Here is a 23750-nt window from a genome sequence, read left to right as displayed (position 1 = left end):
AATCGGCTTGCGCGCTGGCAGACCGCCAAGTGCAGCATTTTCCAAGGTCCCTCCAGTTCAGTCGGACGCTCCATCTCAGCGAAGTGCCTTCCCAAAATGACCCCTTCCACGGCGCAACACTCGCTGGCAGGCAGGCGCTACCCCCTACCTGCGTCGCACTTGCACCGACTGGATCGCGCCAATTCGAGGGGCAGGATCTTGGCGATCCGAGGCGGGACCGGCGGGCGAAGGAATTGCTCAAGCGGTTTGCGGCCAAGCCGACGGCCAGCATACCAGGCGCATGCGATGGATGGTCGGAGACCATTGCGGCGTATAGATTTCTGGGTTACGAAGAGATCGAGTGGACAGACGTGATGCAGCCTCATTGGGAGCGCACTGCGGTCAGGGCAGGCCAATTCCCGGTGGTGTTGTGCATCGCCGATACGACCGAGCTCGCTGGTGCGCGTCCGCACCGAGATCGCGGCGTACGCCGATCCGGTCGGGGCAATGCGCGAGCACATGGCTTCGGCCAACCACCAGCAGCCCGGCGATCCTGCCAAGCTGGCTACGGCCCTGCTGACCCTGGCCGACAGCGAAACCCCGCCGGTGCGCCTGCCGCTGGGCTCGGACACGGTCTACCGCATCACCGAGAAGAACCGCCAGGTAGAAAGCGAACTGGCCGCGTGGCAGGCGCTGGCGGTGTCGACCGACCACGACGACGTGCGCCACTGATCTTGCTGCAATGCACCAGCGCACGGTTTGGTGCAGTTGCAGGCAAGCCGGGCCGGCCAAGCGCCGGCCTCACCACTTGCAGCCTATCCTGCGTCAGGCATTGCACCAAGTCGGGCATCCGCATATGTCACTTCCGGCGAATTTCGCCAACAATGCACTGAGAGTCATTGCCGGACGTGCCGTGGCTCCCCGTGTTGTGCGCGGCGACCGTAACGAAATCATTCTCCAGCGTCGGCTGGCCTATCTTTGCATGTAGCGCCTTCAGGTCCACCGGCGACTCGACCGCAGTCTTGATTTTGCCGCCCGCCGAACACGGCCGCGGCATGCGCCGCCAACTGCTGCTTCCACTCCGTGATCTGGCTCGGGTGCACGTCATACTGCAGGCCAGCTCCGCCAGAGTCTTGTCGCCCTTGAGCGCGGCCATGGCCAACTTGGCCTCGAAGGTTGCCGAGTGGGTCTGCTCAGGATCCGGCCGGTCGGACTCAGGAGTCTTGGGCGTGGCGCAAGCTCAAGCTGTTCTTTCGGTCCTACGACAGCCTGCCGGTAGTGGCACGGCTGCTCGTCGACCACGTGTGCCCATCGGCCCGTACGGCGGCAAGCTCCGCCAGCCCGCGCCCGGACTAGTCGACGGTGGCGCCGGCCGCCTTGACGATTGCCGACCAGCGCGGCAACTCGTCACGAATTAGCGCCTCGAACTGCGGGGCGCCGGACGGAAACGGTTGACATCCCTGGCGTGCAAGGGTGTCGCGCACATCTGGACTGTCAAGTACCTTACTCAATGCGGCCTGCAGGCGGGACACCACGGCGGGTGGCGTTCCAGCGGGCGCGAAGAGTCCATACCAAGGCGTGGCGCCAAAGCCGCGGAGCGTCTCTCCCACAGTCGGCACCTCCGGCATGGAGGCCAGGCGCTTCTCGTTGGTCACCGCAAGCACCTTCAGTTTGCCTGCTCGAATGAAGGAAAGTGCGGATGGAAGGCTCTGCACCGACAAGGGCACCTGACCGCCCACGACATCCGCCACGGCAGCGGAGGCGCCTTTGTAAGGAATGTGGACGAGCCGGATGCCGGCGCTGTGCTGTAGCATTTCACCGATCAGATGATTGAGGGTGCCGTTGCCTGCCGACGCATACATGATCGTGTCCGGCTTCGCGCGCGCCGCGTCAACCAGTTCCTTGACATTGTTCGGCCCGAACGAAGGATTGGCGACGAGTACGTACCCCGCGGTCGCAACGCTGCCCACCGGCGCGAAATCTCGTACGGGGTCAAAGCCCGTGCGTTTGTAGAGAGCAGGATTGATGACATGGGCGCTACTAACGGTGAACAACAGCGTGTAGCCATCGGCGGCCGACTTACCCACGTAGGCCGTGCCGATGTTGCCGCCGGCGCCCGGCCGGTTCTCGACGACGAACTGCCGCCCGAATTGTCCGGACAGCTTTTGGGTGACGATGCGGGCGATGGCATCGTTGGCTCCGCCTGGCGCCTGGGGAACCACCACGGTCACCGGCTTAGACGGATATGATTCCTGCGCAACCGCTGCCGTTGCCACACTGAACGCAAGGAAGGTTTGCAAGAGTTGTCTGACTGCCATTTTTTTGTCTCCTTTCATGGAAATGGTCACCGGTTGTACCGTCATACGGCATACCTGAACGCCTTCTTTGATGGTGACTGACTGGCAGGCTGTCGCAAAACAGCATTTCGCGATTCCACCATCGCGAATTCAGATGGCTAGCTTGTACGTCAGATGCCATCGGCCGGAAACTGCGCTACTGAATTCGCGATTGAACACATCGGGCACGAGGGCCAGTACAGCTAGCCTTCGCCGGCCCAGACGTAGGTCATGCCCGCAGCAGGCGGCATGAAGTTGCATTGAGCCGGCTTGGCGCGCTCGGCCGCGTCCTATCCCCATACCGCGCCACCAGAGCAACTCTTCGCGGCATCGAAATTGGCTTTGAACTGCCTTCTGGTGCCGGGAGCGATGAGACCAAGAGTGCTTCCGTGCCTTCCCGCCTCACGTTTGAGCGGCCCTGGCTCTGGTCGGAATGCCCACGAGTCCCGAGGCGAAGACCACACCCAGGATGACCGCCACCGCTCCGACCAGTTGCCATGCGTTGGGAGGTACACCCAGCACGGTCGAGACCAGCATCGTGAAGACCGGGGCGAGATTGAAGAAGATCGAGGTCCGTGCCGCGCCGATCTGGTGGATGCCGCGGAACCACAGCAGGTAGGCCAGCAACGATCCACCAACGGCGAGGTACAGCACGGCGGCATGGATGTTGCCGGGTGTTGCGGCAATGCTCGCCAGCGGACGCTCGAACATGAAGCCGAGGACGATCAGGCCGATGGTGCCGAACAGCATCGAGAACGTGGTGTTTTCCAGTGGCGTGGCCTGCTTGACGAAGCGCCGGGTGCCCACCATGTTGGCGGCCCACGCGAGACTGCCGGCGAGGATGATCGCATCGCCCCGCGCCACCTTGAGCGCGAGCAGCATCTGTACGTCGCCGCGCGTGATGACCAACCCCACGCCGAGTAGCCCGAAGAACAAGCCGATGGCGCGCCCGGTATCGATGCGCTCGCGCTCGAAGACCACGGCAAGAAGCATGGTCCACAGCGGCGTAGTGGCGAGAATCAGCGCTCCATTGATCGGCGTGGTCGTTTGCAGGCCAAAGAAGGTGGCGAGATTGAAGGCGGTAAAGCCAAGCAGCCCGAGGCCCACGTATGCCCACAAGTTTTCGCGCAGCACGCTGAGCCGAAGCTTGCCTTGCAGCCCGAAGATCAACAACAGCAGGGTCGTCGAGATCAGGAAGCGCTCGATCGATGCGCTGATTGGCGTCATATGCCGGATGATCAATGCGCCGGCGTTGAAGTTGGTACCCCAGAAGAAGGTCGAAACAATGATGCCGACGTAGGCGAGGCTGTCTGGCTTGCGCATGGCTGACTCCTTGTCTTTGCGTGCGCCATGCAGGCCTCGGGCCGGTCTGGGCAAGCATGGTGGACGATGGCCGGCGGCAAGGCGGAGGAACCGCTTGGCAATTCCCGCCCCGCGACGGCATGGGTGCCATTTTGCGAGTTTTCTAACTTGTGTAGAATTCCCTATTTATTCACATCATCTGTGAAAAATTAACCATGTTCGACTGGGAGGATCTTCGCCATTTCAGCGTCTTTGCGCAGGAAGGCTCACTGTCCGGCGCGGCGCGGCGGCTTAAGGTGGACCACGCCACGGTGGCCCGGCGCATCTCGGCGCTGGAGGCAGCGCTTTGCCTCAAGCTGGTTGACCGGCGTCCGCGTGCCTATCTGCTGACCGGCGAAGGCGAACGCGTAGCCGCGCTGGGCGCCCGCATGGAGCAGGAATCGTTCGCGGTGGAGCGTACGGCGGCGGCCGGGCAGACCGGCGTCAGCGGCGATGTCACGATCAGTGCGCCGCCTTCGATGGCCGCGGCGGTGATCGCGCCCCAGCTAGGCCGCTTGCGTGAACAGCATCCGGCTCTGCGCATCTGCCTGACGGGGACCACGCACATGGCCTCGCTGTCGCGGCGCGAGGCCGATCTGGCCGTACGGCTGACTCGACCCAGCGAAGGCGATCTGGTGGTGCGCAAGCTTGGTGTCGTCGTGTTTTCACTCTATAGCTCCGCCAGCTACCTGAGTGCCACCACGCCATCCGACTATGGCTTTATCGCCTACGACGACAGCATGGAGGGCTCGCCCCAGCAGAATTGGCTGAAGCAGCAGGCGGGAACCCGGCCGATCGTGATGGTCAGCAACGAACTGGAAATCCAGGCCGCGGCGGCACGCGCGGGTGTCGGCATCGCCGCGCTGCCGTACTTCCTGGGCGACCGGGACGATGGTCTCCGGCGCGTGAGGAGCAAGGGCAAGCGCTTCGAACGCGAGATCTGGCTCGCCGTGCACGCTGACATCCGACGTGCGCCGCGGATCCAGGCTGTCATGCAGTTCCTGGGATCATGCTTCACGGAGAACGCCAGCCTGGCGTAGCGACGGCCGCCAAGATGTTCAATCAACATGGCGCCCAAGAGGGCGTGGACAGCCCGGCTATCGGCGTGTCTGCGTTCCCAGTGGAGACTTCCTTGGCATTGCGCGTGATGTCGTTAGATAGGAGCGCCCCCGCGCGCGCTTTCGTAAGCGACGCATGCGACTTCGCTGGGCTTCCCGTCGCCACGAATCCGCCCAGGCCCGCAGGATCCTGATTTTGCATTCGCACACGATCGACGAACTGCCACTCGCCAGTCCCCCCGGAGGAGTTCTCGAACTCGTGATCACCCACATGACTGGCCATGGGCCTCCGCAGCCAGTAGCTGACTTCGCGCACCGCAATGCAATAGGTCCCAGCAGCGAGTCGGATGGGCATGCAGACCCACCCTCACCATCATCCTCAGTCAGTCCACCACATTGGTCAGTGCAATCATCGAGAGCTAGCGCGGCATGGCAATCGATGAAATCCGACAGATCGTCACTGCCGTGGTGATCTCAGAGCCTTTGGCCGATAGGCTTGGCGTAGCAGCTAGATCAGCCGGTCTGCACCTGGTTCGTCACTATAAACGGGCCGGCAAGATTCTCGAGATTTCGGGCACTATTTATCCGGCGGATCGCGTATCCGTGGCGTTCCAACTCAAGCGAAACATAGTTTGATGGCTGCGCTCGACTCAATCATGGAAGCGTCCGCTGCCGGTGCGTGCATTTGCCCATGGGATGCGAACCCGACATCGTGTCCTCGAGACGAAGACGCAACAGCCTGATCGTCGGCGGACATGTCGGTCGAATGCCGCGCGCCCTGCCATCGCCATCGGCGATGGCAGGCTCTCGATTCACTGATTTCCTGGCGGCGGTTCCGGCGCCATCATCTGGCTACCTTCCCTACCCTTCACGAGGATGCCAGATGGAAAACACCGAGCCCAAGCGCTACCGCTTTACCGGACATGAGCGGGTCATCCACAATGTTTCGGCCATCGAGGCCTTGCCTGACGTCTTGACGCTGTTCGGATACCATCGCGTCTTTGTTGTGTGTTCCCGCTCAATCCGGACAAAGACCGCATTTATCGACCGGTTGCAGGCGCGGCTTGGGGAGATGATCGTCGGGCTGACCGACGAAGTGGGCGAACATTCTCCGCTGTCCAACGTCCTGCGGGCTGCCAGACAAGCACGCGACGCCCGTGCGGATGTCATTGTCTCCGTCGGTGGCGGCTCGGTCATGGACATGTGTAAGGCGATGCAGTTGTGCATCTCGGAGAATGCCTACGACCGCGATAGCCTGCTCAAGCTGCAGTTCGTCGTGTCAGCGGACGGCACTGAGATGCTGACGACATCGCAGGCGCCTGCTGCCATCCGCCAGATCGCGATCCCGACGACACTGGCTACGTCGGAATGGACCCCGGTCAGCACGCCGATCGACGACGAAACCCGGCTGAAAGCCCGTTTCGTGGTGCCCGACGGATCGCCCGTGGCCGTCCTCTATGACCCGGACCTGTTGCACCAGACACCGGTGCGGCTGTTGTGGTCTACCGGTATTCGCGGCCTGGACCACGCCATCAACACGGCCTGCTCGTCGTCGCCGCATCCCTTTACGAGCCTGCTGGCCGAGCGAGCCATCGCGCTGTACGTGCAAAACCTGCCAAAGCTCGGCGACGCGAGCGCGACCGAAGCCTTCACGCAGTGCCAGTTGGCCACCTGGTACACCGGCATGGGCCAGATGTCCGTGCCGCACGGCTTCAGCCACTGGATGGTCCATATCATCGGTCCCTATGGTGGCATTGCGCACAGCGATGCGGCATGTGTGCTGATGCTCGCCCAGTCCAAATGGCTCGAGGGTTGGATCAAGCCGCAGCACGAGCGCCTGGCCGCCGCCATCGGCCAGCCAGGCATGCCGTTTCATGCCATCCTTCACAACTTGCTGGTTCGCCTGGGCATGCCAACCACGCTGGACGATCTGGGCCTGACGCGGGCACAAGTCGATGCCATGATCGGGCCTGCGCTCGAGCATCCGATGGTGACGCGCAACAACGTCAGGCCAATCACGACCGAAGCCGACCTGCGCGCTATCCTGGAACTTGCGTGGCGCGCATAATGCCAGCTATCTGTCGCCCGGTCCGCTGACGTCATGAAGATAGACCCCGTTTCGCTGCGGCTATTCCTTGCAGTTTCCGAACTCGGTACGATCGCGGCCGCCGCGGAACGGGAGCATATCGCCGCCTCAGCAGTCAGCAAGCGCATCAGCGATCTAGAGGATACCTTGCGCACACAATTGCTCGAACGCAGCAACAAGGGCATCGTGCCGACGCCGGCCGGCATCGCCCTGCAGAACCTGTCGCGCGGCATCGTCAACGACCTCGAGAATATCGCCACGATGATGCAGGACTACGCCACCGGCACCCGCGGCCTGGTTCGCATCTATGCCAACGTCTCCTCGATCGCCCAGTTCCTGCCCGCGGATCTGCATGGCTTCATTGAGAAGTACCCTGACGTACAACTGCAGCTCGAGGAGCGCATCAGCACCGCGATCCTGAGGGGCGTCGCAGAGAACGCGGCAGACATCGGCTGCTTCGCGGACCTCGGCACGTCGCCGCAAGGCGTGATCACGCTGCCGTATCGCGAGGACGACCTCGTCGTGGTAGTGTCGCGGCGTCATGCGTTAGCCTCGCGCAAGAAGCTGACCACAACAGAGGTACTCGATCACTACCTGATCGGACTGCAAACCGGCAGCTACATCAATATGCAATTGCTGCGCTTTGCCAGCGAGAACGGCGTCCCAGTGAAATTCCGCATGCAGGTCAACAGCTACGATGCCGTCTGCCTGATGGTGGAAGCTGATATGGGAATCGGCATCTTGCCCATCAGCCTGGCCCGGCGCTATGCCAAGACACTGGCCATTCGCGTAATCGCATTCGATGCGCCCTGGGCGCATCGCAAGTTGAACCTTTGCATACGGTCCTATGAGGGCTTGCCCGTCGCGGCACGGCAACTCGTCGATCACCTGTGCCCGTCAGCGCGAGCCATTGTCGGTGCAGCGGGTAGTTAGTGAAGTCGGTAGAAAGACCCGGAAGGTCGGCGCGCAGCAGAGCCTCACAATTCCGACCAGCCATGCAGGTTCTGTGGGCCGATCATCTACGCCTTGCTCGCTTCCACCAGCTGGTTTCAAAGCGCGCGCCTTCTCGAGGTGGCGATAACCCAGCATCATGGATGTAGGCTGCTGTTGGCGATTAATTGCATTTTCTAAACATCCGGTCTGCTATTCCGTCAAGAATACCTTGTAGGTATGGAAGAAGACCTAATCGGTCTTGGACACGAGAAGGATCGCCTGCACATACTCCGAGGCCAAGTATGCCTGCAGCGAACGGGCAGGAACGGCTCACGACAGATCCAGCAGGGTCCGGGCTTTCGGATGCCGCGCCGGTAGGCGCATTATGGCAGCGGGTCCGCTCTATAAACCTGCTTGAAAGCCCTCTTTCAGAACGCAAAATTGGCGCAAAGCCGGATATCGCCGATCCTTTGCGCCTGGCGCCGGGATGGCTATGCCGTATGAGCCACGAACGGGGCTCGCCATCCATATCTGGGAGACAAGGCACATGATGCAATCACGCACCCTTGGTGACATAAAAATCACCCGAATTCTCGAGTACGCTGGGCCGACGCATGATCCGGCCTTTCTCTTTCCGGACCTCGACCGGTCCGTGCTCGATGCGAATGTGGACCTGATGGCGCCACACCACTGGATCCCGCACATGAACAAGCTGATTGTGACGATCCAGTTCTGGATCGTGCATGCGGGCGACAACGTCGTCATCGTCGATACCGGCGTGGGCAACTTCAAGCCCCGCGCCGGTATTGCGCGCATGCACATGCTCAACACGCTGGTGCGTGAATGGATGATTGCGGCCGGCGCCGCACCGGAGCAGGTCACCCATGTGGTGATGACGCATCTGCATGCCGACCACGTCGGCTGGAATACCACCTGGCAGGACGGCCGCTGGGCGCCGACCTTCCCCAATGCGCGCTACTACATCCCCAAGGACGACTTTGTTTTCTGCGACGCGGGGCGCAACAAGGAGCCCGGCGTGGTGGACGTGTTTGGCGAGGCGTTTTTCGACAGCGTGATGCCGGTCGTCAAGGAAGGCCTGGCGGAGATGATCGTGCCAGGGCAAGAAATCGCCGGGTGCCTGCAGGTAGAACCGGCTGCGGGACACAGCCCGGGACAGGTAGCCTTCCGCGTGCGCTCGCGGGGCGAGGAGGCGGTGTTCTGCGGCGACATCCTGCACAGTCCGTTGCAGATCGTGCGCCCGGATGTAAACTCCGGCTACTGCATCCGTCCCGACCTGGCGCGCACCACGCGGCTGGCCTTGCTCAATCAGGCCGCCGACAGCGAAGCGCTGGTCTTGCCGGTGCATTTCGGCCAGCCCCACTGCGGCTACATCAGGCGAGAGGGCCAGGGTTTCCTCTTTGAGCCCGCCACCTGGTAACGGCCCGCGGGCGGCCGTGCCGCGGCACGGCTTGACGCTGCCCGTCTCGGCCGACCGCTTCCCCGCCGCTGTTGCGCCCTGCCATGGCGGCTCTAACATCTCGCCGCGAGATCCGCAGCATGGCCGTCCCCTTCGACATCACCGATTTCCGCCTTTTCGTCAATGTCGCGGAAACGCACAGCCTGACCCGGGGCGCCGAGCGTTCGTTTCTCTCGGTCCCGGCGGTCAGCAACCGCATCAAGAACCTAGAGGATACGCTGGGGGTCCGCCTGCTGGAGCGCTCGCCCCAGGGCGTAACGTTGACGGCCGCCGGCGACGTCTATCTCCGGCATGCGCGCGTGGTGCTTGCAGAACTGGAACGGCTCACCGGCAATCTCCAGCCTTTCACGGCGGGCCTGAGCGGACAGCTCAAGCTGGTGGCCAATACCACGGCTATCACTGAGTACCTGCCGCCAGTTATCGGCGACTATCTCGCGACCCACCCCGACGTACGCATCGACGTGCGCGAGCGGCTCAGCGACGACATTGTCCGCCTCGTGCGCGAAGGCGGTGCCGACCTGGGCATCATCTCCGGCAATGTGCCCACCGCCGGGCTGCAGGCTGTGCCCTTCGTCAAGAGCGGGCTGATCCTGGTCGCTCCGCTGGGGCATCCCTTGCTGGCAGAGGAAGAGGTCTGGTTCGAGCAAGCGCTGGAATATGCCTTTGTCGCCCTGCTCGAAGGCAGCGCGTTCCAGGTATTCATGACGCGCGCTGCAGGCGCCTTGCACAAGCCCATGACCATCCGCGTCCATGTGGCCAGCTACGATGCCATCTGCCGCATGGTAGCCGCCAACGCCGGCATTGCCATCATGCCTAAGGCCGCGTTCGCCCGCCTCAAAGGCAACCAGCCCATCGGAGCCTGCAATCTGCGCGATGACTGGGCCGTTCGCACCTTCCAGGTCTGCGCGCGCGACATTGAAGGCTTGTCCAGCTTCGCAAGGGAGTTTGCGAACCGGCTGATCGGCCGCTACGCCCCCGGTGGTGATGGCTCGTAGAGCCGTGCACGTTCTGCCCTCTTACCCTTTCTCCGATTCACCTTGCTGCATCGAATGAGCAATGTTGTCGCTCTCAATGAGAGAGCGACGAGCGCTGGTCTCATCACTCAATGAGACCGCGGTCACCCCCGAATTAACCCAGCGCTAAGGGCGCTTGCAAAAGGCAAAATTGAGCGCCCACAGGCTGCGTGGCAATCTAGCTTCGCCAGACAACAATCGAGCGAAACATGATCGACAAGCTTTACACAACGGCGCGCGATGCCATGGACGACGTCCAAGACGGTGCCACGATCGCGATCGGGGGCTTCGGTGGCGCCGGCATGCCTGACGAACTGATTGACGCCCTGATCGAACAGGGCGCCAAGGAACTGACAGTGGTCAGCAACAACGCCGGCAATGGCGACACCGGGCTGGCGGCGCTGCTCAAGACCCGCCGGGTGCGCAAGCTGCTGTGCTCCTTCCCGCGCCAACGCGATGCGTACGTATTTGAAGAACTGTACCGCGCCGGCCAGATCGAACTGGAAGTCGTGCCGCAAGGCACCCTGGCGGAGCGCCTGCGTGCCGCGGGCAGCGGCATCGGCGCCTTCTACACCCCCACCGGCTACGGCACGCTGCTGGCGCAGGGCAAGGAGACTCGCCAAATCGACGGTCGCGGCTACGTTCTCGAACACCCCCTCCATGTCGATGTCGCGCTAATCAACGCTGCGGCGGCCGACCGCTGGGGCAATCTCATCTATAACAAGACCGCGCGCAACTTCGCGCCCGTCATGGCGATGGCGGCAAGCCAGACGATCGCCGCCGTGGCTCGCATCTGCGAACTGGGCGAGCTTGACCCCGAGGACGTCGTGACGCCTGGAATCTTCGTCAACCGCGTGGTGCTGCGCGGCGCCGTAGCACAAGCTGAAGCCATGCTGGCAGGGTGAGCGTAATGGATCACGTGGCAAGAAGCCTGCTGGCCGCGCGCGTGGCGCGCGACATCCCGAACGGGTCCTATGTGAACCTCGGTATTGGTTTGCCCACCCTGGTGGCCAACCACCTGCCCCGATACCGGGAAGTCATCCTGCACAGCGAGAACGGTGTGCTCGGCCAATGGTCGGCTGCCGAACCCGGGCAGGAGGACTGGGACCTGATCAACGCGGGAAAGGAGGCGATTCGCCTCGACAAGGGCGCCGCATTCTTCCACCACGCCGACGCGTTCGGGATGATGCGCGGCGGCCATCTCGACATCTGCGTGCTTGGCGCATTTCAGGTATCGGAGCGCGGCGACCTGGCCAACTGGCACACCGGCGCGCCGGATGCCATTCCCGCCGTGGGCGGCGCGATGGACCTAGCCATCGGGGCCAAGCGCGTGTTCGTCATGATGGACCATCTGACCAAGGACGGGACGAGCAAGCTGCGCCGCGAGTGCAGCTATCCGTTGACAGGTCTCGCCTGCGTGAGCCGCGTGTACACCGAACTCGGCACCTTCGCCATCGGCCCACACGGCGTTTCGGTCATCGAGATTGTCGGCGACATGTCGCCGCAATCGCTTCAGTCCCTCACTGACGTGGAGCTCGAGTTCACCTCCATGGTGATCGGCGAATACGCCTAGCCTCTCACATCCCACTGCCGTCCTGGCGCAGATCCAGCGAGCGTTGGCAAAGCACACACAATATTCGACAGACAAAGGAGACAGGTATGCTTGATTGGTACAAGACTGGGACACCCCAGCAGAAAAAGACGTTCTGGGCCTGCTATTCGGGCTGGGCGCTGGACTCGTTCGACATGCAGATGTTCAGTTTCCTGCTGCCCGCCCTGACGATTGCGTGGGGGCTGACCAAGCCGGAAGTTGGCGTGCTCGGCACCGTGGCATTGATCGTCACGGCCATCGGTGGCTGGGGCGCCGGCATCCTCAGCGACCGATACGGCCGCGCCCGCATCCTGGTGCTGGCCATCATCTGGTTCACGTTGTTCGGCGTGCTTGCGGGCTTCGCCCAGACGTATAACCAGCTGCTGATCGCTCGCACACTGCAAGGCCTCGGCTTTGGCGGTGAATGGGCGGTGGGCGCGGCGCTGATGGCCGAGGTGATCGATGCCAAGCATCGCGGCAAGGCTATGGGCTATGTGCAATCGGGCTTTGCCCTGGGCTGGGCGCTATCAGTCGTCGTGGCCACCCTACTGCTGGCGTGGCTGCCCTCGGAAATGGCGTGGCGCGTAGCGTTCTGGAGCGGCATCATTCCGGCCTCGATCGTGCTGTTCATCCGGCGCCATATCAAGGACGCGCCGATGTTCGAGCGCGCCCGGCGGAGCTGCGCACCGCGCGCTTCGCTGGCCTCGGTGTTCAACCGCAAGTACGCACGTTCACTGATCCTGTCGAGCGTGCTGGTGATCGGGCTGCAGGCAGGCTGCTACGCCATCCTGATCTGGCTGCCTTCCTTGCTCAGCCAGCGGGAGGTCGCTGCCGCATCGAAAATCGTCACGGTCTTCATCATGGCCTTCGGCTCGTTTTGCGGTTTCGCAGTGGCGGCCGATCTTTGCGATCGAATCGGTCGGCGGCCCACGCTGATTCTGCTATCGGTCTGCGCATGGATCGTTACGGTCAGCTATATGCTGCTGCCGCTGAACTCCACCCTCACCGCCATCCTGGGCTTCCTGGTCGGCTTCTCGGCGATTGGCATGTTCGCTGCCCTGGGGCCCTTCCTCAGCGAACTGTTTCCCACCCATGTGCGCACCACGTGTATGGGTTTTGCCTACAACGTGGGCAAGTCGGTAGGCGCAGGATCCGTCGTCGGTGTCGGCGTGCTGTCTACCCACATCGGCTTGGCCAATGCCATGGGCGCATTCTGCCTGGTTGCCTATACTTTCGCGGTGTTCGGCATCCTGCTACTGCCGGAGACGCGCGGCATTGCCATCGAGAACATCGGGGAAGAAGACAATCACTATGAGGCCGGAGCGCTGGCACACTCGGTGCGGGCGCAAACCTGAAGTACGGCGCTATCGCAGTAGAAAACGCAGAACCAAGATACCAGCCTATTCAGAGACAGGGGAGCCAACATGATTCGCATGCTGTACCTGCTGGTCAAGCCAGAGGGCATGTCCGACGATACCTTCCGCGCGGAATGCCTGCGCCACGATGAAATGTCGCGCGAAGTGCCGGGCCTGCACAAGTATGAAGTCCGTCTTGTCGCCGAGCAGCCAACCGACACCCATGTACCCTTCTTCGACATCGGGCACGTCGATGCCATTGGCGAATGCTGGTTCGAGAACGAAGCGGCTTACGAAAGCTATCTTGCGTCCGACATCCGCAAGGAATGGTTCGAGCATGGGAAGACCTTCATCGGCCAGCTCAAACCCTTCCGTACCGCGCCGGTTTCCGGCGACGTCAACGTCGCTGGCTGAGCGCCGATCCGACGGAAAGCGCCACCACAGCAGGCCTGTTCGGGGACCGGCCTGGCCTCGCCACAACAGTCGACAGACAAGGAGACACCATGCTTTACTGTGTTCAAATGGACGTAAAGATTCCTGAATCCCTCCCGGCAGACCGGGTCGACACCCTCAAGGCAGCAGAGAAAGCCCGTGCCATCGAGATCCAGAAAGCGGGCAAGTGGCCGCACCTCTGGCGCATCGTTGGGCGCTATTCCAACGTCAGCGTTTTTGATGTCGAGAGCAACGACGAATTGCACGAATTGCTCTCATCGCTTCCGCTGTTTCCCTATATGACGATCCAGGTAACGCCGCTGGCGAAGCATCCGTCTGCCATCTGAACGCCGCGCTTTTTACCACTGTTTCAGAATGGTAGTGGCCGTATTGGCGCGCGCGTCCACAGGTGCGTATACGGTCTTCCCGGGCGAGGCGTTCGACCTCGTTGCAACCATGTCGGCGGTGCGCGAGGAACGCTGCACGGCCCTGCACGACGTGCCGACGATGTTCATCGCCCCAGGTCGATCACCCGGAAGTTGAATTCTCTTGCCTGCGAATCTGCGTCATGGCGCATTACAAAATCCCGCCCTACATCTGCTTCGTCGCCGAGATGCCGATGACCATCGCGGGAAGGTGCAGAAGTTCGTCATGCGCGAGGCGATGTCGAGGGAACTCAGTCTCACCGAAAATGGGACCGCCTGACCAAAGGCCGCGTCAACCATTGAGCATTGGCAGGATAACGCCGGCGTATACATCTAGCGATCTGCAGGTAGAGAACGGCGCGTCGCCTACGCTCCTGGCGTGGGCGCGGCTACACGCGGTTGAGATAACCGTAGATGTATATCTTGCGCAGTACCGCTCTGTCATGAACAGACATTCCGGCACAGAGAAAAACCCGCCTGCCCTAAGGTATGGAGACACGGAGGTAGAAATGGGCAGGCGGGGGTGACAAAAAAAAGCTGCTGCTCCTATCCGGCTACGGCGTGGGCGCGATGCAAATGAATTGAAACCAGCGGCAATGTGGCGGGCACATACCCTTGCAGATCACCATTACTCGGGCACCAGTTCTGCGGCGGGCTGCGCGGTCTCGTGCCGATCGCGGTGCGCATCGGCCGCGTTGCCGGGCCGGATCCTGAACCAGATGGAGTACATGGCCGGCAGGAACACCAGGGTCAAGATCGTCCCCGCAAACGTCCCGCCGATGAGCGTGTAAGCGAGTGCCCCCCAGAACACCGAATGGGTCAGCGGGATGAAAGCCAGGATGGCGGCCAATGCGGTGAGAATCACAGGACGCGCACGCTGGACGGTGGCTTCCACGACGGCCCTGAACGGATCCAACCCTTCCTCCTTGTTGTGCTGAATCTGCCCGATCAGGATCAACGTGTTGCGCATCAAGATGCCCGACAGGGCGATCAAGCCGACCAACGCGTTGATGCCGAATGGCTGCCCAAACAGAATCAAGGTCGGCACCACGCCAATCAAGCCGAGTGGGCTGGTCAGGAAAACCATCACCATCGCCGGGATGGACCGCACCTGAAAGATGAGGATCAGCAGGGTCACCGCCAGCATGATCGGGAACAGCGGTAGCATGGCTTTCGTCGCCTTGCCCGACTCTTCAATGGAGCCCGCTTGCTCAATACGATATCCGCTCGGCAGTTTCTCGATGATGGGCTGAAGCTGCTTGCTGATCGCCGTCGACACGTCGGGCGGCTGCAGCCCATCGGCAATATCGCCGCGCACCGTGATGGTCGGCATGCGGTCGCGCCTGCGCATGATGGGCTCTTCCATGCGCACATCGATCTTTCCCACCTGTGAGAGCGGAATGCGTTGCCCGTTGGCGCCTGCCAGCGTGAAGTCGCCAATCTTGGCGGGGTCGAGTCGAACGTCGCCAGCCGAGCGGGCCGTCACCTGCACGGTACGGATGTCCTCGCGCACGGCCGTCACCGGAATGCCGTTGAGCAGGAATTGCAGTTGTTGCGCGACGGCGCTGGAGCCCAACCCCACGGCCTGCAAACGATCCTGCTGCAAGGTGAAGTGCAGCGTGGGTACACGCATGCCCCAGTCGGTATTGACGGTGCGCATCATCGGGCTTGCGTCCATCACCTGCTGGACATCGGCCGCGATGCGGCGCAACGTCTGCGCATCCGGTCCGCTCACGCGGTAAGCAACCGGGAACGGCGAATATGGACCGAACACGAGTTGCGTGACCCGCACGCGCGCCTCGGGGGCAAGACCGTCGGCAATGGCCTGGCGCAGGCGCTGCTTCACCGCGTCGCGCTCTTCCTGGCTATCCGTACGGATCACGATCTTGGCGAACGACGGATCGGGCAGTTCCGGCCCCATCGCCAGATAGAAGCGCGGCGCGCCCTGGCCAACGTAAGCCGTCACGATTCTGGCTTCCTTCTGTTTGGCCAGCCACGCTTCCAGCTTGGCCGTGGCGGCGCTGGTCTGGTTGATCGACGCGCCATAGGGCATCTGCACTTCGACCAGCACTTCGGGTCGATCCGAAATCGGGAAGAACTGTTTCTTGACCACCGCCATGCCGAGAATAGCCAAGGCGAAGAGCCCCACCACCGAGCCAGCGACCAGCCATTTGCGCGCAATCACGCGCCCGAGCAGCGCACGGAAGCGGTTGTAGCGCGGGGTGTCGTAAATCGCATCGTGGCCGCCTTCGACCTTCTTGAAGTCGGGCAGCATCTTCACGCCCAGGTAAGGCGTGAACACCACCGCGACAACCCACGACGCGATCAGCGCAATGCCGACAATCCAAAACATGTTGCTGGTGTATTCACCCGCGGTGGAGCGGGCAAAGCCGTTGGGCATGAAGCCGACGGCGGTCACCAGCGTGCCCGACAGCATGGGCGCGGCGGTGTGGCTCCACGCGTAGGCCGAAGCGGCCACGCGGCTGTAGCCCTCTTCCATCTTCACCACCATCATTTCGATGGCGATGATGGCGTCGTCCACCAGCAGGCCCAGCGCCAGAATCAAGGACCCCAGCGTGATGCGGTCGAAGTTCTTGCCCGTTGCGGCCATCAGCACGAAGACCACCGCCAGTGTCAGCGGAACGGCTGCGGCTACCACCAAGCCGGCGCGCCAGCCCATGCTGACGAAGCTCACCAGCATGACAACCAGGAGCGCGGCGAAGAACTTGAGCATGAACTCGTCGACGGCCGAACTGATGTTGACTGCCTGGTCCGTCACCTTGGTCAGGCTCATGCCGAGCGGCATGTCGGCATTGACGGCGCCGACCTCCTTGTCGAGCGCCTTGCCCAGATCCAGACCGTTCCAGCCTTCGCGCATGACGATGCCCAGCAGCAAGGCAGGCTGCCCACCATTGCGCACCATGAGCGTGGCCGGGTCTTCATAGCCGCGTTTGACCGTGGCAATGTCCGACAGCTTCAACGTGCGGCCCTGCGACACAACCGGCGTATCACGAATCTTCTGTAGCTCGTCGAACGCACCGTCCAGACGGATGAAGACCTGCGGACCTTTCGTTTCTACCGAGCCGGCCGCCGTCAGGGCATTCTGGCTGTTGAGCGCGGCAAACACCTCTTGCGGACTCAAACCAAGGGTTGCGAGGCGCTCATGCGAAAACTCGACATAGATGCGCTCCGACTGCTCGCCGATAATGTTGACCTTCTTGACGCCGGGCACGTGCAGCAACCGCTGGCGCAGTGTCTCCGCGTCGCGCACGAGCACGCGTTGCGGCTCGCCCTGTGCCTTGAGCGCAAACAGCGCAAAGGTCACGTCTGCATATTCGTCATTGACCATCGGCCCGATCACGCCGGGCGGAAGGTTGGCCACCTCATCGCTGACTTTCTTGCGCGCTTGATAGAACTCCTCCTGGACTTCCGACGGCGGCGTGCTGTCGAGCAAGGTCAACGTTGTGAAGGCCAGTCCAGGCCGGGTGTAGGTCTCCGTGCGGTCATACCAGCGCAGCTCCTGCATGCGCTTTTCGATCTTCTCGGCCACCTGGTCCTGCATTTCCTGCGCGGTGGCGCCAGGCCACGCGGTGATGATGGTCATCACCTTGACCGTAAACGCCGGGTCTTCCGCGCGGCCCAGCTTGAAGAAGGAAATGAGTCCCGCCAGAGAGATCAGGCAGATGAGGAACAGAGTAACGGCGCGCTCGCGCACGGCGAGTGCCGATAGGTTAAAACGAACTTGGCTCACGGGCGCACCCCCGCGATGGCAGTGCTGGCGCCCTGGCCTGCCACACGGACTTGTTGGCCTTCACGCAGCAGTTGTGCGCCAAGCGCGACAATCCGGTCCCCTTGCTTGACTTGGCCGGCAACCCGTGCCCCTTCGTCGCCGAGGCGCACGATGGTGACGGATCGCCACGACACCTTGGCCGGATCCCCCTGGATGACCCACACGCCGGGGCCCTTGCCCGCATCGAACACGGCGCCCAGCGGCACCTGCAGATCGCCTTGCGCGATGGCAAGCCGATCGGGAATCTGGATCGTCACGGTGGCGCCCAGCGGCGCATTGGCCAGTTCCCCATCCAGCACAAAGCGTGCTTCGAAGGTGCGGGTAAGCCGATCGGCGGCATCTGACAGCTGCCGCAGCTTGGCAGGTACGCGCGCGCTTTCCCCACCGAAAAGCGTGGCCTGTGCGAGAGAGCCGATCGCTGGCCGCAACGTTTCCGGCAACTGGACCACCGCCTCACGGCGGCCAGCGTGGGCCAGGCGCACAACCGCCTGCCCCGCGTTGACGACCTGACCGGGCTCGGCCAGCGTTTCCATGACCACGCCTTCGCCATCGGCAACAAGCTCGGCGTAACGGCTGGCGTTACGCGCAACATCGGCCTGCGCTTCTGCCGCGCTCAACTGGGCTTTGGCCGCGTCCGCCGCGGCCTTGGCCTGGTCATAGGCCGAGGCAGAAATCGCGCCCGTTCCGCGCAGATCACGGTAGCGGGCTTCGTCTTCCGCCGTCTGTTGCGCACGTGCCCGTGCAGCGGTCACGGCTTCTTGCTGCGCATGCGCGGCGAGCTTCAGATCGACAGGGTCGATGCGCATGAGCGGCTGGCCGCGCTTGACGCTTTGGCCCGCGTCCACAAGCCGCTCCAGCACCTTGCCGGGCACGCGGAAGCCGAGGTCGCTCTGCACCCTGGCAGCGACGACCCCAGTGAATGAACGCGATGCGGAAGCGACTGGCTGGACGAACGCGGCCCGCACCAAGGGCGCCTCGGTGCGCGGATCGGCAGGGGCCTTTTCGCCGCAAGCGCTCAATGCGAGCGGCAACGCACAAATAACGGTAGAGGTAACAAAGCGACGCGAAAGCATGAAAGCCCCATCGACAGGATAATCTGGGCTTTCATTCTGGTTCTCGTGACCATTTTAGTCAATGGTCACAAAGAAAAATCCGCGCGTCAGGGGGAAAGACTCCGAAGTACGAGGCTGGAGAGCAGCCCGGGCGCACTTTCCGTGTAGTCAAAGCTGTGCTGCAAAAGCAACGGATTCAGGTACGGGCGCATGACTAGGTAGATGGCCGTCGTGGCCTCGTCCAACGGCGTCTTGCGCTCGAAGTCTCCCGTCTCCCGACCTTCCTGCAGCACATCGCGCAGCGCCTTCTGGATGCGCTCTTCGTAGGCGATCACCGCTTGCCAGCGCTCAGTCGCTGCCGAGGCGGCGATCTCGTACAGCTTGCGGTCGTGGGAAAACAACCGGAGGCTGGCCTCCGTCAAGGCTTTGAACATGCGCCGGAGCTTCTCTGGCGGGGAGTCGGCTTCGGCCAGGGCGGCACTCACGTCGGCCTCGATCTCGCGCAGGCAGTTGGCGCAAATCATCTCGCCAATGGCCTGCTTGGACTCGAAGAACTTGTAGATGTAAGCCTTGGAATAACCAATGGCCTTGGCCAGATCGGAAACGGCGGTCTTCTCGTAGCCGTAGCGGCTGAAGTGCTCGGTGGCGGCAGCGACGATCTGGTCTCGCACGTCATGGTCCGCCGGGCCGCGGGCGGGAACGGGGTAAGGGGTGGTCTTCATGGGCTCCAGCTTACGCGAGTCGCGATAGTTGAACAACTTGTGACCATTTTGTACTATAGTCACTTGAAATTCAGATGGAAGAACCCATGTTGCCAAAGCGCTCCCTTGCGGCCCTCTTTGTTGCCAGCCTGGCAACCGGTTGTGCCGTCGGCCCCGACTATGTGAAGCCCGATGTGCCGGTTTCCGAACGATTCCAGGGCCAGGCCGCCGTTGAGCAGCGCACTGCCAATGCCGAAGCCGATCTGTCCGCATGGTGGGCTGGCTTTGGGGATCCGCAACTCACGCTGTTCGTGCAGATCGCACTGGAACAGAACCTGGACCTTGCACAGGCCTTCGCCCGCGTCACGCAAGCCCGTGCGGGCTTGGGCGCTGCCAATGCCGCGTTGCTGCCCTCCGGCAATATCACTGGCCAGGCCGCGCGTGTGTATCAGTCCGTCGAAACCCCTTTGGGCCGCGTGTTGAATTCGAGGCCCGGCTTCGATCGCTACGGCAGCGCATTTGAGGCCGATGTCAACGCAAGCTGGGAGTTGGACGTACTCGGCGGCCTGCGCCGTGGCCGCGAGGCGGCACTTGCCGATTACCAAGCCTCCCAGGCGGGCGCAGTCGCCACACGGCTGGCCGTGGCCGCACAGACTGCCGATATCTACATCACCATCCGCGGCTTGCAGACGCGCCTGAAGGTGGCCCGCCACCAGGTACAGACGCAAGAGGAATTGCTCTCCACCATCAAACTGCTGTACGGCAAGGGCCTGGCCGCTGAACTTCAAGTCAGGCAGGCCGAAGGCGCGCTCGCTCAGGTTCGTGCGTCGATCCCTCAGCTTGAAGCCGGCCTGGATGCGGCAATGAACGCGCTAGACGTGATGCTGGGCTCGCTGCCTGGCACGCACCGAGCCGAGCTTGCGCAAGGCGGTGATGTCCCGGCCGCTCCGCAGATTGCGATCCGCGGATCCCCTGGCGAATTGCTGAGGCGCCGTCCCGACCTCATCATCGCCGAGCGTCGCCTTGCGGCCTCCAACGCACGAATCGGCGTCGCCATTGCGGAGTACTACCCGAAGTTCTCGCTCAGCGGGCTCCTTGGCAGCGCAACGTCGGTGGGCGCCGGAAGTCTGTTCGGCAGCGGCGCAAGTCAATTTGCCGGCGTGCTCGGTCTGCGCTGGCGCCTGTTCGACTTCGGCCGCATCAACGCGCAAATCGATCAGGCCAAGGGTCAAGAGGCTGAGATGCTCGCCGCGTACCGGCTCGCCGTGCTGCGCGCAACAGAGGACGTGGAAGACGCTTTCTCTGCCCTGGTCAAGCGCGAGGAGCAAGCGGCCGTGCTCGCGCAAGGCGTGGATTCGCTCAGTCGCGCGCGAAATGCTTCGTTTGCCGCCTACCAGAAAGGCGTCGTCAGCCTGATTGAAGTCCTGCAAGCCGACGAAAGCCTGCTGCGTGCGTCAGACGCGCGCGCCCAAGCGCAAACGGAATCGGCGCGCGCTGCCGTCGCGGCATTCAAGGCGCTTGGCGGTGGCTGGCAGCCTGACGAATCGACCGCCGTTGCCAGCAAATAGTCGCCCCGCAGATGAGGCTGCGCATCCCGCGTGCCTCCGTCGCAACGACCGATTTACCGCAGTTCCAATTCACCCATACAGAAAGAAACTGCCATTTCCAATTCCAAAGTTGTCGTGATTACCGGTGTGTCTTCGGGCATCGGTCGCGCCACCGCCACGCGCATCGCCGCGAGCGACGACCTCGCCGCCGTCACCGCCTGGCTCGCACGCTATGCCGACAGCGCCGCGACCCTCGCCGCCTACCGGCGCGAGGTCGAGCGGCTGCTGCTGTGGGCCGTGCTGCAACTGGGCAAGCCGTTTTCGTCGTTGACGCACGAGGACCTGCTCATTTATGAACGCTTCCTCGTCGACCCGCAGCCCGTGGCGCGCTTGGTGCTCGCCGGCAGCAAGAAGCTTGCGCGCGGCCACCCCGACTGGCGGCCGTTTGCTGGGCCCCTGTCGCCGGCCAGCGTGCGCCACGCGCTGGTGATCCTGAACGCCCTGTTCGCCTGGCTCACCGAAGCCGGCTACCTGGCCGGCAATCCGCTCGCGCTGGCGCGCCGACGCAGCCACGCATCACGCGCTACCTGAATCATGAGTTGTGGGACCCCGTCAAAGACGCCGTCGCAGCGATGCCGGGTATGACCGACACCGCCACCGCGCGCGAGCGGCTGCATGCGGCGCGCTGCCGCTGGCTGTTGAGCGTGCTCTATCTGGGCGGATTGCGCGCGGCGGAAGTCACCGGCACGGAGATGGGGGCGTTCTTTTGCCGGCGTGATGCCCAGGGCGTCGAGCGCTGGTGGCTGGAGGTGACCGGCAAGGGCGACAAGACCGGGCTGGTGCCGGCCACCGACGAACTGGTCGCCGAACTGGCACGCTATCGCCGCGCCCACGGGCTGGCGCCCACCCCGCAACCCGGCGAGACGCGCCCGCTGCTGATGCCGGTGATTGGCCGCAAGGACCGGCAGCACGACGAAAAAGGCCTGTCACGCGGCGCGCTGCACTTGATCCTGAAGGAGGTGTTCGGCCTGGCGGCCGCGCGGCTGCGGGCGCGTGGGCCCGAGTAGGCGGCGCAGGCCGATGTCCTGGCGAGCGCCTCGGCTCACTGGCTGCGCCACACCGCCGGCTCGCACATGACCGACAATCAGGTCGACCTGCGCTATGTCAGGGACAATTTTTGGCGTCGATCTCAACGACCAGCGGCTACCTGCACAGCGAGGAGGATGCCCGGCACGAGGCCACGCAGGCGCGGCACCGCATCGGTTGGGGCCGCTCATAAGAAGGAAGGCCGCTGATTCCCCAACTTCCCCGCGTGCGTGTCGAGCGTGCAAGAGGCTCGCGCCGGCGCATGGGCACCTTTAATGGGTTTCAGTATGAAATTGCATATTGCCGTTTTATACTGAAGCCGATGAATCCGTGGATCGAGTTGGATGAGGATGCTCTGCGTCAGTACATCGCTGTCCTCGGGGCACCAGATCTTGATCGCCTCGCGCAATTCGGCCTCAGGTTCGACGTCCGCCAATAGCTCATGAACGGCGAGCAAAATCCCTGCACAAGACTCAGGTTGTTATTCGCCAAGTCGCTGGTGGAGGGAATCATGTGTGAACTCAGCAACATCTGGACGTCGCCCGCCAATGAATAGTCAATCAGTTAAGGGTCGCACCTGCCTGCTTCACGATTTTGGCGTGCTTATCTAATTCCGCCTTGAAGAACGAGGGAGCACCCTCAGCGCTCGACGTCGAGATGATCACGCCCTGCTGCGCAAGTTGTTCCTGGACGTCCTTTTCTTGCAGAGTCGTCTTAATCTTCAACTGCAACTGTGTAACGTTTTGGGGTTGCATGCCGGCCGGGCCCACAATCGCAAGCCAGGCGTCAAAGTTGTACTGAGGCAGTCCAGATTCTGCGAGCGTCGGCACGTCGGGCAAGCCAGGCACGCGCCGCGCCGTCGACACTGCAATGGCCTTCAGCTTGCCGCTCTTAACTAGAGGCAGGACGGTCTGAAGAGTCAAGAAGCCGAACTGAACCTGACCACCGACCAAATCAGTCGTATAGTTGCCCGCCCCCTTGTACGGGACGTGGCTGACATTGACTTTTGCCTCGCTCGCGAACAGTTGCCCAGCAAGGTGCAGAACCGTCCCGTTACCCGACGAGCCATAGTTGTATTCGCCCGGGTTGGACTTCAGCACTGCAATGAGTTCCTTTGTGTTGTTCGCGCGTACCGATGGATTCACAACAAGGACCAGCGGCAACGTGCCGATGACGGTGATAGGAGTTATGTCCTTCAACGCGTCATACGGCACGTTCTTGTATATGAACGGATTGATGACGTGGTTCGAGGAGATCAATCCTAGCGTCGAGCCGTCTTTCGGCGCACGAACAAGTTGCTGCGTCCCCGGCACGCCTCCGGCTCCAGGCAAATTCTCGATCACAACGGAGTGACCCAAATTCTTGGACAGTGACGGGCTCATAGCGCGAGCAACAGCATCTGCTTGTGAACCAGCCTGTGTAGGAACAATCAAGCGGATGGGTGTTTGCGCAATTACAGGAGAAAAGATCCCTGTAACGAGCGCACACGATGTCACCACAACAAATGCATTGCGCACTTGCTTCAGAAGCGAGATGGGCATTTATGTC

At 62.5% G+C, this 23750-nt stretch carries 18 protein-coding genes and 4 pseudogenes; 15 read left to right on the top strand and 7 right to left on the bottom strand.

What is annotated here, in order from left to right; all coding sequences use genetic code 11:
• Nucleotides 1-29: 29 nt before the first annotated feature.
• Both AC1Q7H_RS34605 and AC1Q7H_RS34600 read left to right on the top strand, forming a co-directional pair.
• Nucleotides 30-323, top strand: a pseudogene (locus AC1Q7H_RS34605) (IS4/Tn5 family transposase DNA-binding protein); the annotation flags it as partial.
• A 106-nt stretch (nt 324-429) separates the two neighbouring features.
• Nucleotides 430-711, top strand: a pseudogene (locus AC1Q7H_RS34600) (short-chain dehydrogenase/reductase); the annotation flags it as partial.
• Nucleotides 712-898: 187 nt separating this feature from the next.
• Here AC1Q7H_RS34600 and AC1Q7H_RS34595 read toward each other — a convergent pair.
• The 3 genes and pseudogenes from AC1Q7H_RS34595 to AC1Q7H_RS34585 form a co-directional block, all read right to left on the bottom strand.
• Nucleotides 899-1135 (bottom strand): annotated as a pseudogene (locus AC1Q7H_RS34595) (transposase); the annotation flags it as partial.
• Between the two features lie 196 nt (nt 1136-1331).
• Nucleotides 1332-2297: a Bug family tripartite tricarboxylate transporter substrate binding protein gene (locus tag AC1Q7H_RS34590; protein WP_013958763.1), complete on the bottom strand. Its 966-nt coding sequence runs from the start codon at nt 2295-2297 to the stop codon at nt 1332-1334.
• Between the two features lie 420 nt (nt 2298-2717).
• Nucleotides 2718-3638 carry a DMT family transporter gene (locus AC1Q7H_RS34585; RefSeq protein WP_211983105.1) on the bottom strand — a complete coding sequence of 307 codons (921 nt, stop codon included), beginning with the start codon at nt 3636-3638 and terminating at the stop codon, nt 2718-2720.
• Between the two features lie 194 nt (nt 3639-3832).
• Between AC1Q7H_RS34585 and AC1Q7H_RS34580 the strand changes: the two genes are divergently transcribed.
• The 11 genes from AC1Q7H_RS34580 to catC all read left to right on the top strand — a co-directional run bounded on the left by AC1Q7H_RS34580 (nt 3833) and on the right by catC (nt 13948).
• Complete coding sequence (locus tag AC1Q7H_RS34580) at nt 3833-4696, top strand: LysR family transcriptional regulator (RefSeq protein ID WP_492382237.1); 864 nt, start codon at nt 3833-3835, stop codon at nt 4694-4696.
• 447 nt (nt 4697-5143) lie between these two features.
• Complete coding sequence (locus AC1Q7H_RS34575) at nt 5144-5350, top strand: UTRA domain-containing protein (RefSeq protein ID WP_080569680.1); 207 nt, start codon at nt 5144-5146, stop codon at nt 5348-5350.
• 43 nt (nt 5351-5393) lie between these two features.
• Nucleotides 5394-6782, top strand: coding sequence for an iron-containing alcohol dehydrogenase (locus AC1Q7H_RS34570; protein WP_492382236.1), 1389 nt, complete (start codon nt 5394-5396; stop codon nt 6780-6782).
• 33 nt (nt 6783-6815) lie between these two features.
• Complete coding sequence (locus AC1Q7H_RS34565) at nt 6816-7733, top strand: LysR family transcriptional regulator (RefSeq protein WP_492382235.1); 918 nt, start codon at nt 6816-6818, stop codon at nt 7731-7733.
• A gap of 703 nt (nt 7734-8436) precedes the next feature.
• Nucleotides 8437-9171 carry an MBL fold metallo-hydrolase gene (locus AC1Q7H_RS34560; RefSeq protein ID WP_492382234.1) on the top strand — a complete coding sequence of 245 codons (735 nt, stop codon included), beginning with the start codon at nt 8437-8439 and terminating at the stop codon, nt 9169-9171.
• Between the two features lie 71 nt (nt 9172-9242).
• Nucleotides 9243-10205: a LysR family transcriptional regulator gene (locus tag AC1Q7H_RS34555; RefSeq protein WP_492382233.1), complete on the top strand. Its 963-nt coding sequence runs from the start codon at nt 9243-9245 to the stop codon at nt 10203-10205.
• A 227-nt stretch (nt 10206-10432) separates the two neighbouring features.
• Nucleotides 10433-11128, top strand: coding sequence for a 3-oxoacid CoA-transferase subunit A (locus AC1Q7H_RS34550; protein WP_492382232.1), 696 nt, complete (start codon nt 10433-10435; stop codon nt 11126-11128).
• A gap of 5 nt (nt 11129-11133) precedes the next feature.
• A complete protein-coding gene (locus AC1Q7H_RS34545) occupies nt 11134-11796 on the top strand; it encodes a 3-oxoacid CoA-transferase subunit B (protein ID WP_492382231.1) in 663 nt (220 codons plus the stop codon).
• An 86-nt stretch (nt 11797-11882) separates the two neighbouring features.
• Nucleotides 11883-13169: an MFS transporter gene (locus AC1Q7H_RS34540; protein WP_492382230.1), complete on the top strand. Its 1287-nt coding sequence runs from the start codon at nt 11883-11885 to the stop codon at nt 13167-13169.
• Nucleotides 13170-13238: 69 nt separating this feature from the next.
• Nucleotides 13239-13583 (top strand): 4-carboxymethyl-4-methylbutenolide mutase MmlI, encoded by a 345-nt coding sequence (gene mmlI / locus AC1Q7H_RS34535; protein ID WP_492382229.1) that lies wholly within the window; start codon nt 13239-13241, stop codon nt 13581-13583.
• Nucleotides 13584-13672: 89 nt separating this feature from the next.
• A complete protein-coding gene (catC, locus tag AC1Q7H_RS34530; protein WP_153957096.1) occupies nt 13673-13948 on the top strand; it encodes a muconolactone Delta-isomerase in 276 nt (91 codons plus the stop codon).
• A gap of 706 nt (nt 13949-14654) precedes the next feature.
• On the opposite strand, the gene AC1Q7H_RS34525 is transcribed toward catC, so the two are convergent.
• The 3 genes from AC1Q7H_RS34525 to AC1Q7H_RS34515 form a co-directional block, all read right to left on the bottom strand.
• Nucleotides 14655-17777, bottom strand: coding sequence for an efflux RND transporter permease subunit (locus tag AC1Q7H_RS34525; protein WP_492382228.1), 3123 nt, complete (start codon nt 17775-17777; stop codon nt 14655-14657).
• Nucleotides 17774-18889 carry an efflux RND transporter periplasmic adaptor subunit gene (locus AC1Q7H_RS34520; RefSeq protein WP_492379111.1) on the bottom strand — a complete coding sequence of 372 codons (1116 nt, stop codon included), beginning with the start codon at nt 18887-18889 and terminating at the stop codon, nt 17774-17776. The genes AC1Q7H_RS34525 and AC1Q7H_RS34520 overlap by 4 nt, the downstream gene beginning before the upstream one ends.
• A gap of 86 nt (nt 18890-18975) precedes the next feature.
• On the bottom strand, nt 18976-19590 hold the full coding sequence (locus AC1Q7H_RS34515) for a TetR/AcrR family transcriptional regulator (RefSeq protein WP_153954527.1): 615 nt from the start codon (nt 19588-19590) through the stop codon (nt 18976-18978).
• 86 nt (nt 19591-19676) lie between these two features.
• Between AC1Q7H_RS34515 and AC1Q7H_RS34510 the strand changes: the two genes are divergently transcribed.
• Both AC1Q7H_RS34510 and AC1Q7H_RS34505 read left to right on the top strand, forming a co-directional pair.
• Nucleotides 19677-21137: an efflux transporter outer membrane subunit gene (locus AC1Q7H_RS34510; RefSeq protein WP_492382244.1), complete on the top strand. Its 1461-nt coding sequence runs from the start codon at nt 19677-19679 to the stop codon at nt 21135-21137.
• A 114-nt stretch (nt 21138-21251) separates the two neighbouring features.
• A pseudogene (locus AC1Q7H_RS34505) lies at nt 21252-22395 on the top strand (tyrosine-type recombinase/integrase).
• Between the two features lie 367 nt (nt 22396-22762).
• Here the strand turns inward: AC1Q7H_RS34505 and AC1Q7H_RS34500 are convergent.
• On the bottom strand, nt 22763-23743 hold the full coding sequence (locus AC1Q7H_RS34500; protein ID WP_492382227.1) for a tripartite tricarboxylate transporter substrate binding protein: 981 nt from the start codon (nt 23741-23743) through the stop codon (nt 22763-22765).
• Between the last annotated feature and the right edge of the window lie 7 nt (nt 23744-23750).

The organism is Cupriavidus sp. GW823-FHT06D04 (assembly GCF_058795055.1).
Note: the sequence above shows the minus strand (reverse complement) of the source record. Positions and strands in the feature narration are given on the sequence as shown.

What these genes read in the sequence shown, in the direction of transcription:
- AC1Q7H_RS34515 (WP_153954527.1), bottom strand. Translation starts at nt 19,590, where the DNA reads ATGAAGACCACCCCTTACCCCGTTCCCGCCCGCGGCCCGGCGGACCAT.
- AC1Q7H_RS34500 (WP_492382227.1), bottom strand. Translation starts at nt 23,743, where the DNA reads ATGCCCATCTCGCTTCTGAAGCAAGTGCGCAATGCATTTGTTGTGGTG.
- AC1Q7H_RS34545 (WP_492382231.1), top strand. Translation starts at nt 11,134, where the DNA reads ATGGATCACGTGGCAAGAAGCCTGCTGGCCGCGCGCGTGGCGCGCGAC.
- AC1Q7H_RS34510 (WP_492382244.1), top strand. Translation starts at nt 19,677, where the DNA reads ATGTTGCCAAAGCGCTCCCTTGCGGCCCTCTTTGTTGCCAGCCTGGCA.
- AC1Q7H_RS34540 (WP_492382230.1), top strand. Translation starts at nt 11,883, where the DNA reads ATGCTTGATTGGTACAAGACTGGGACACCCCAGCAGAAAAAGACGTTC.
- AC1Q7H_RS34575 (WP_080569680.1), top strand. Translation starts at nt 5,144, where the DNA reads ATGGCAATCGATGAAATCCGACAGATCGTCACTGCCGTGGTGATCTCA.
- mmlI (WP_492382229.1), top strand. Translation starts at nt 13,239, where the DNA reads ATGATTCGCATGCTGTACCTGCTGGTCAAGCCAGAGGGCATGTCCGAC.
- AC1Q7H_RS34580 (WP_492382237.1), top strand. Translation starts at nt 3,833, where the DNA reads ATGTTCGACTGGGAGGATCTTCGCCATTTCAGCGTCTTTGCGCAGGAA.
- AC1Q7H_RS34565 (WP_492382235.1), top strand. Translation starts at nt 6,816, where the DNA reads ATGAAGATAGACCCCGTTTCGCTGCGGCTATTCCTTGCAGTTTCCGAA.
- AC1Q7H_RS34590 (WP_013958763.1), bottom strand. Translation starts at nt 2,297, where the DNA reads ATGGCAGTCAGACAACTCTTGCAAACCTTCCTTGCGTTCAGTGTGGCA.
- catC (WP_153957096.1), top strand. Translation starts at nt 13,673, where the DNA reads ATGCTTTACTGTGTTCAAATGGACGTAAAGATTCCTGAATCCCTCCCG.
- AC1Q7H_RS34520 (WP_492379111.1), bottom strand. Translation starts at nt 18,889, where the DNA reads ATGCTTTCGCGTCGCTTTGTTACCTCTACCGTTATTTGTGCGTTGCCG.
- AC1Q7H_RS34550 (WP_492382232.1), top strand. Translation starts at nt 10,433, where the DNA reads ATGATCGACAAGCTTTACACAACGGCGCGCGATGCCATGGACGACGTC.
- AC1Q7H_RS34560 (WP_492382234.1), top strand. Translation starts at nt 8,437, where the DNA reads ATGAACAAGCTGATTGTGACGATCCAGTTCTGGATCGTGCATGCGGGC.
- AC1Q7H_RS34585 (WP_211983105.1), bottom strand. Translation starts at nt 3,638, where the DNA reads ATGCGCAAGCCAGACAGCCTCGCCTACGTCGGCATCATTGTTTCGACC.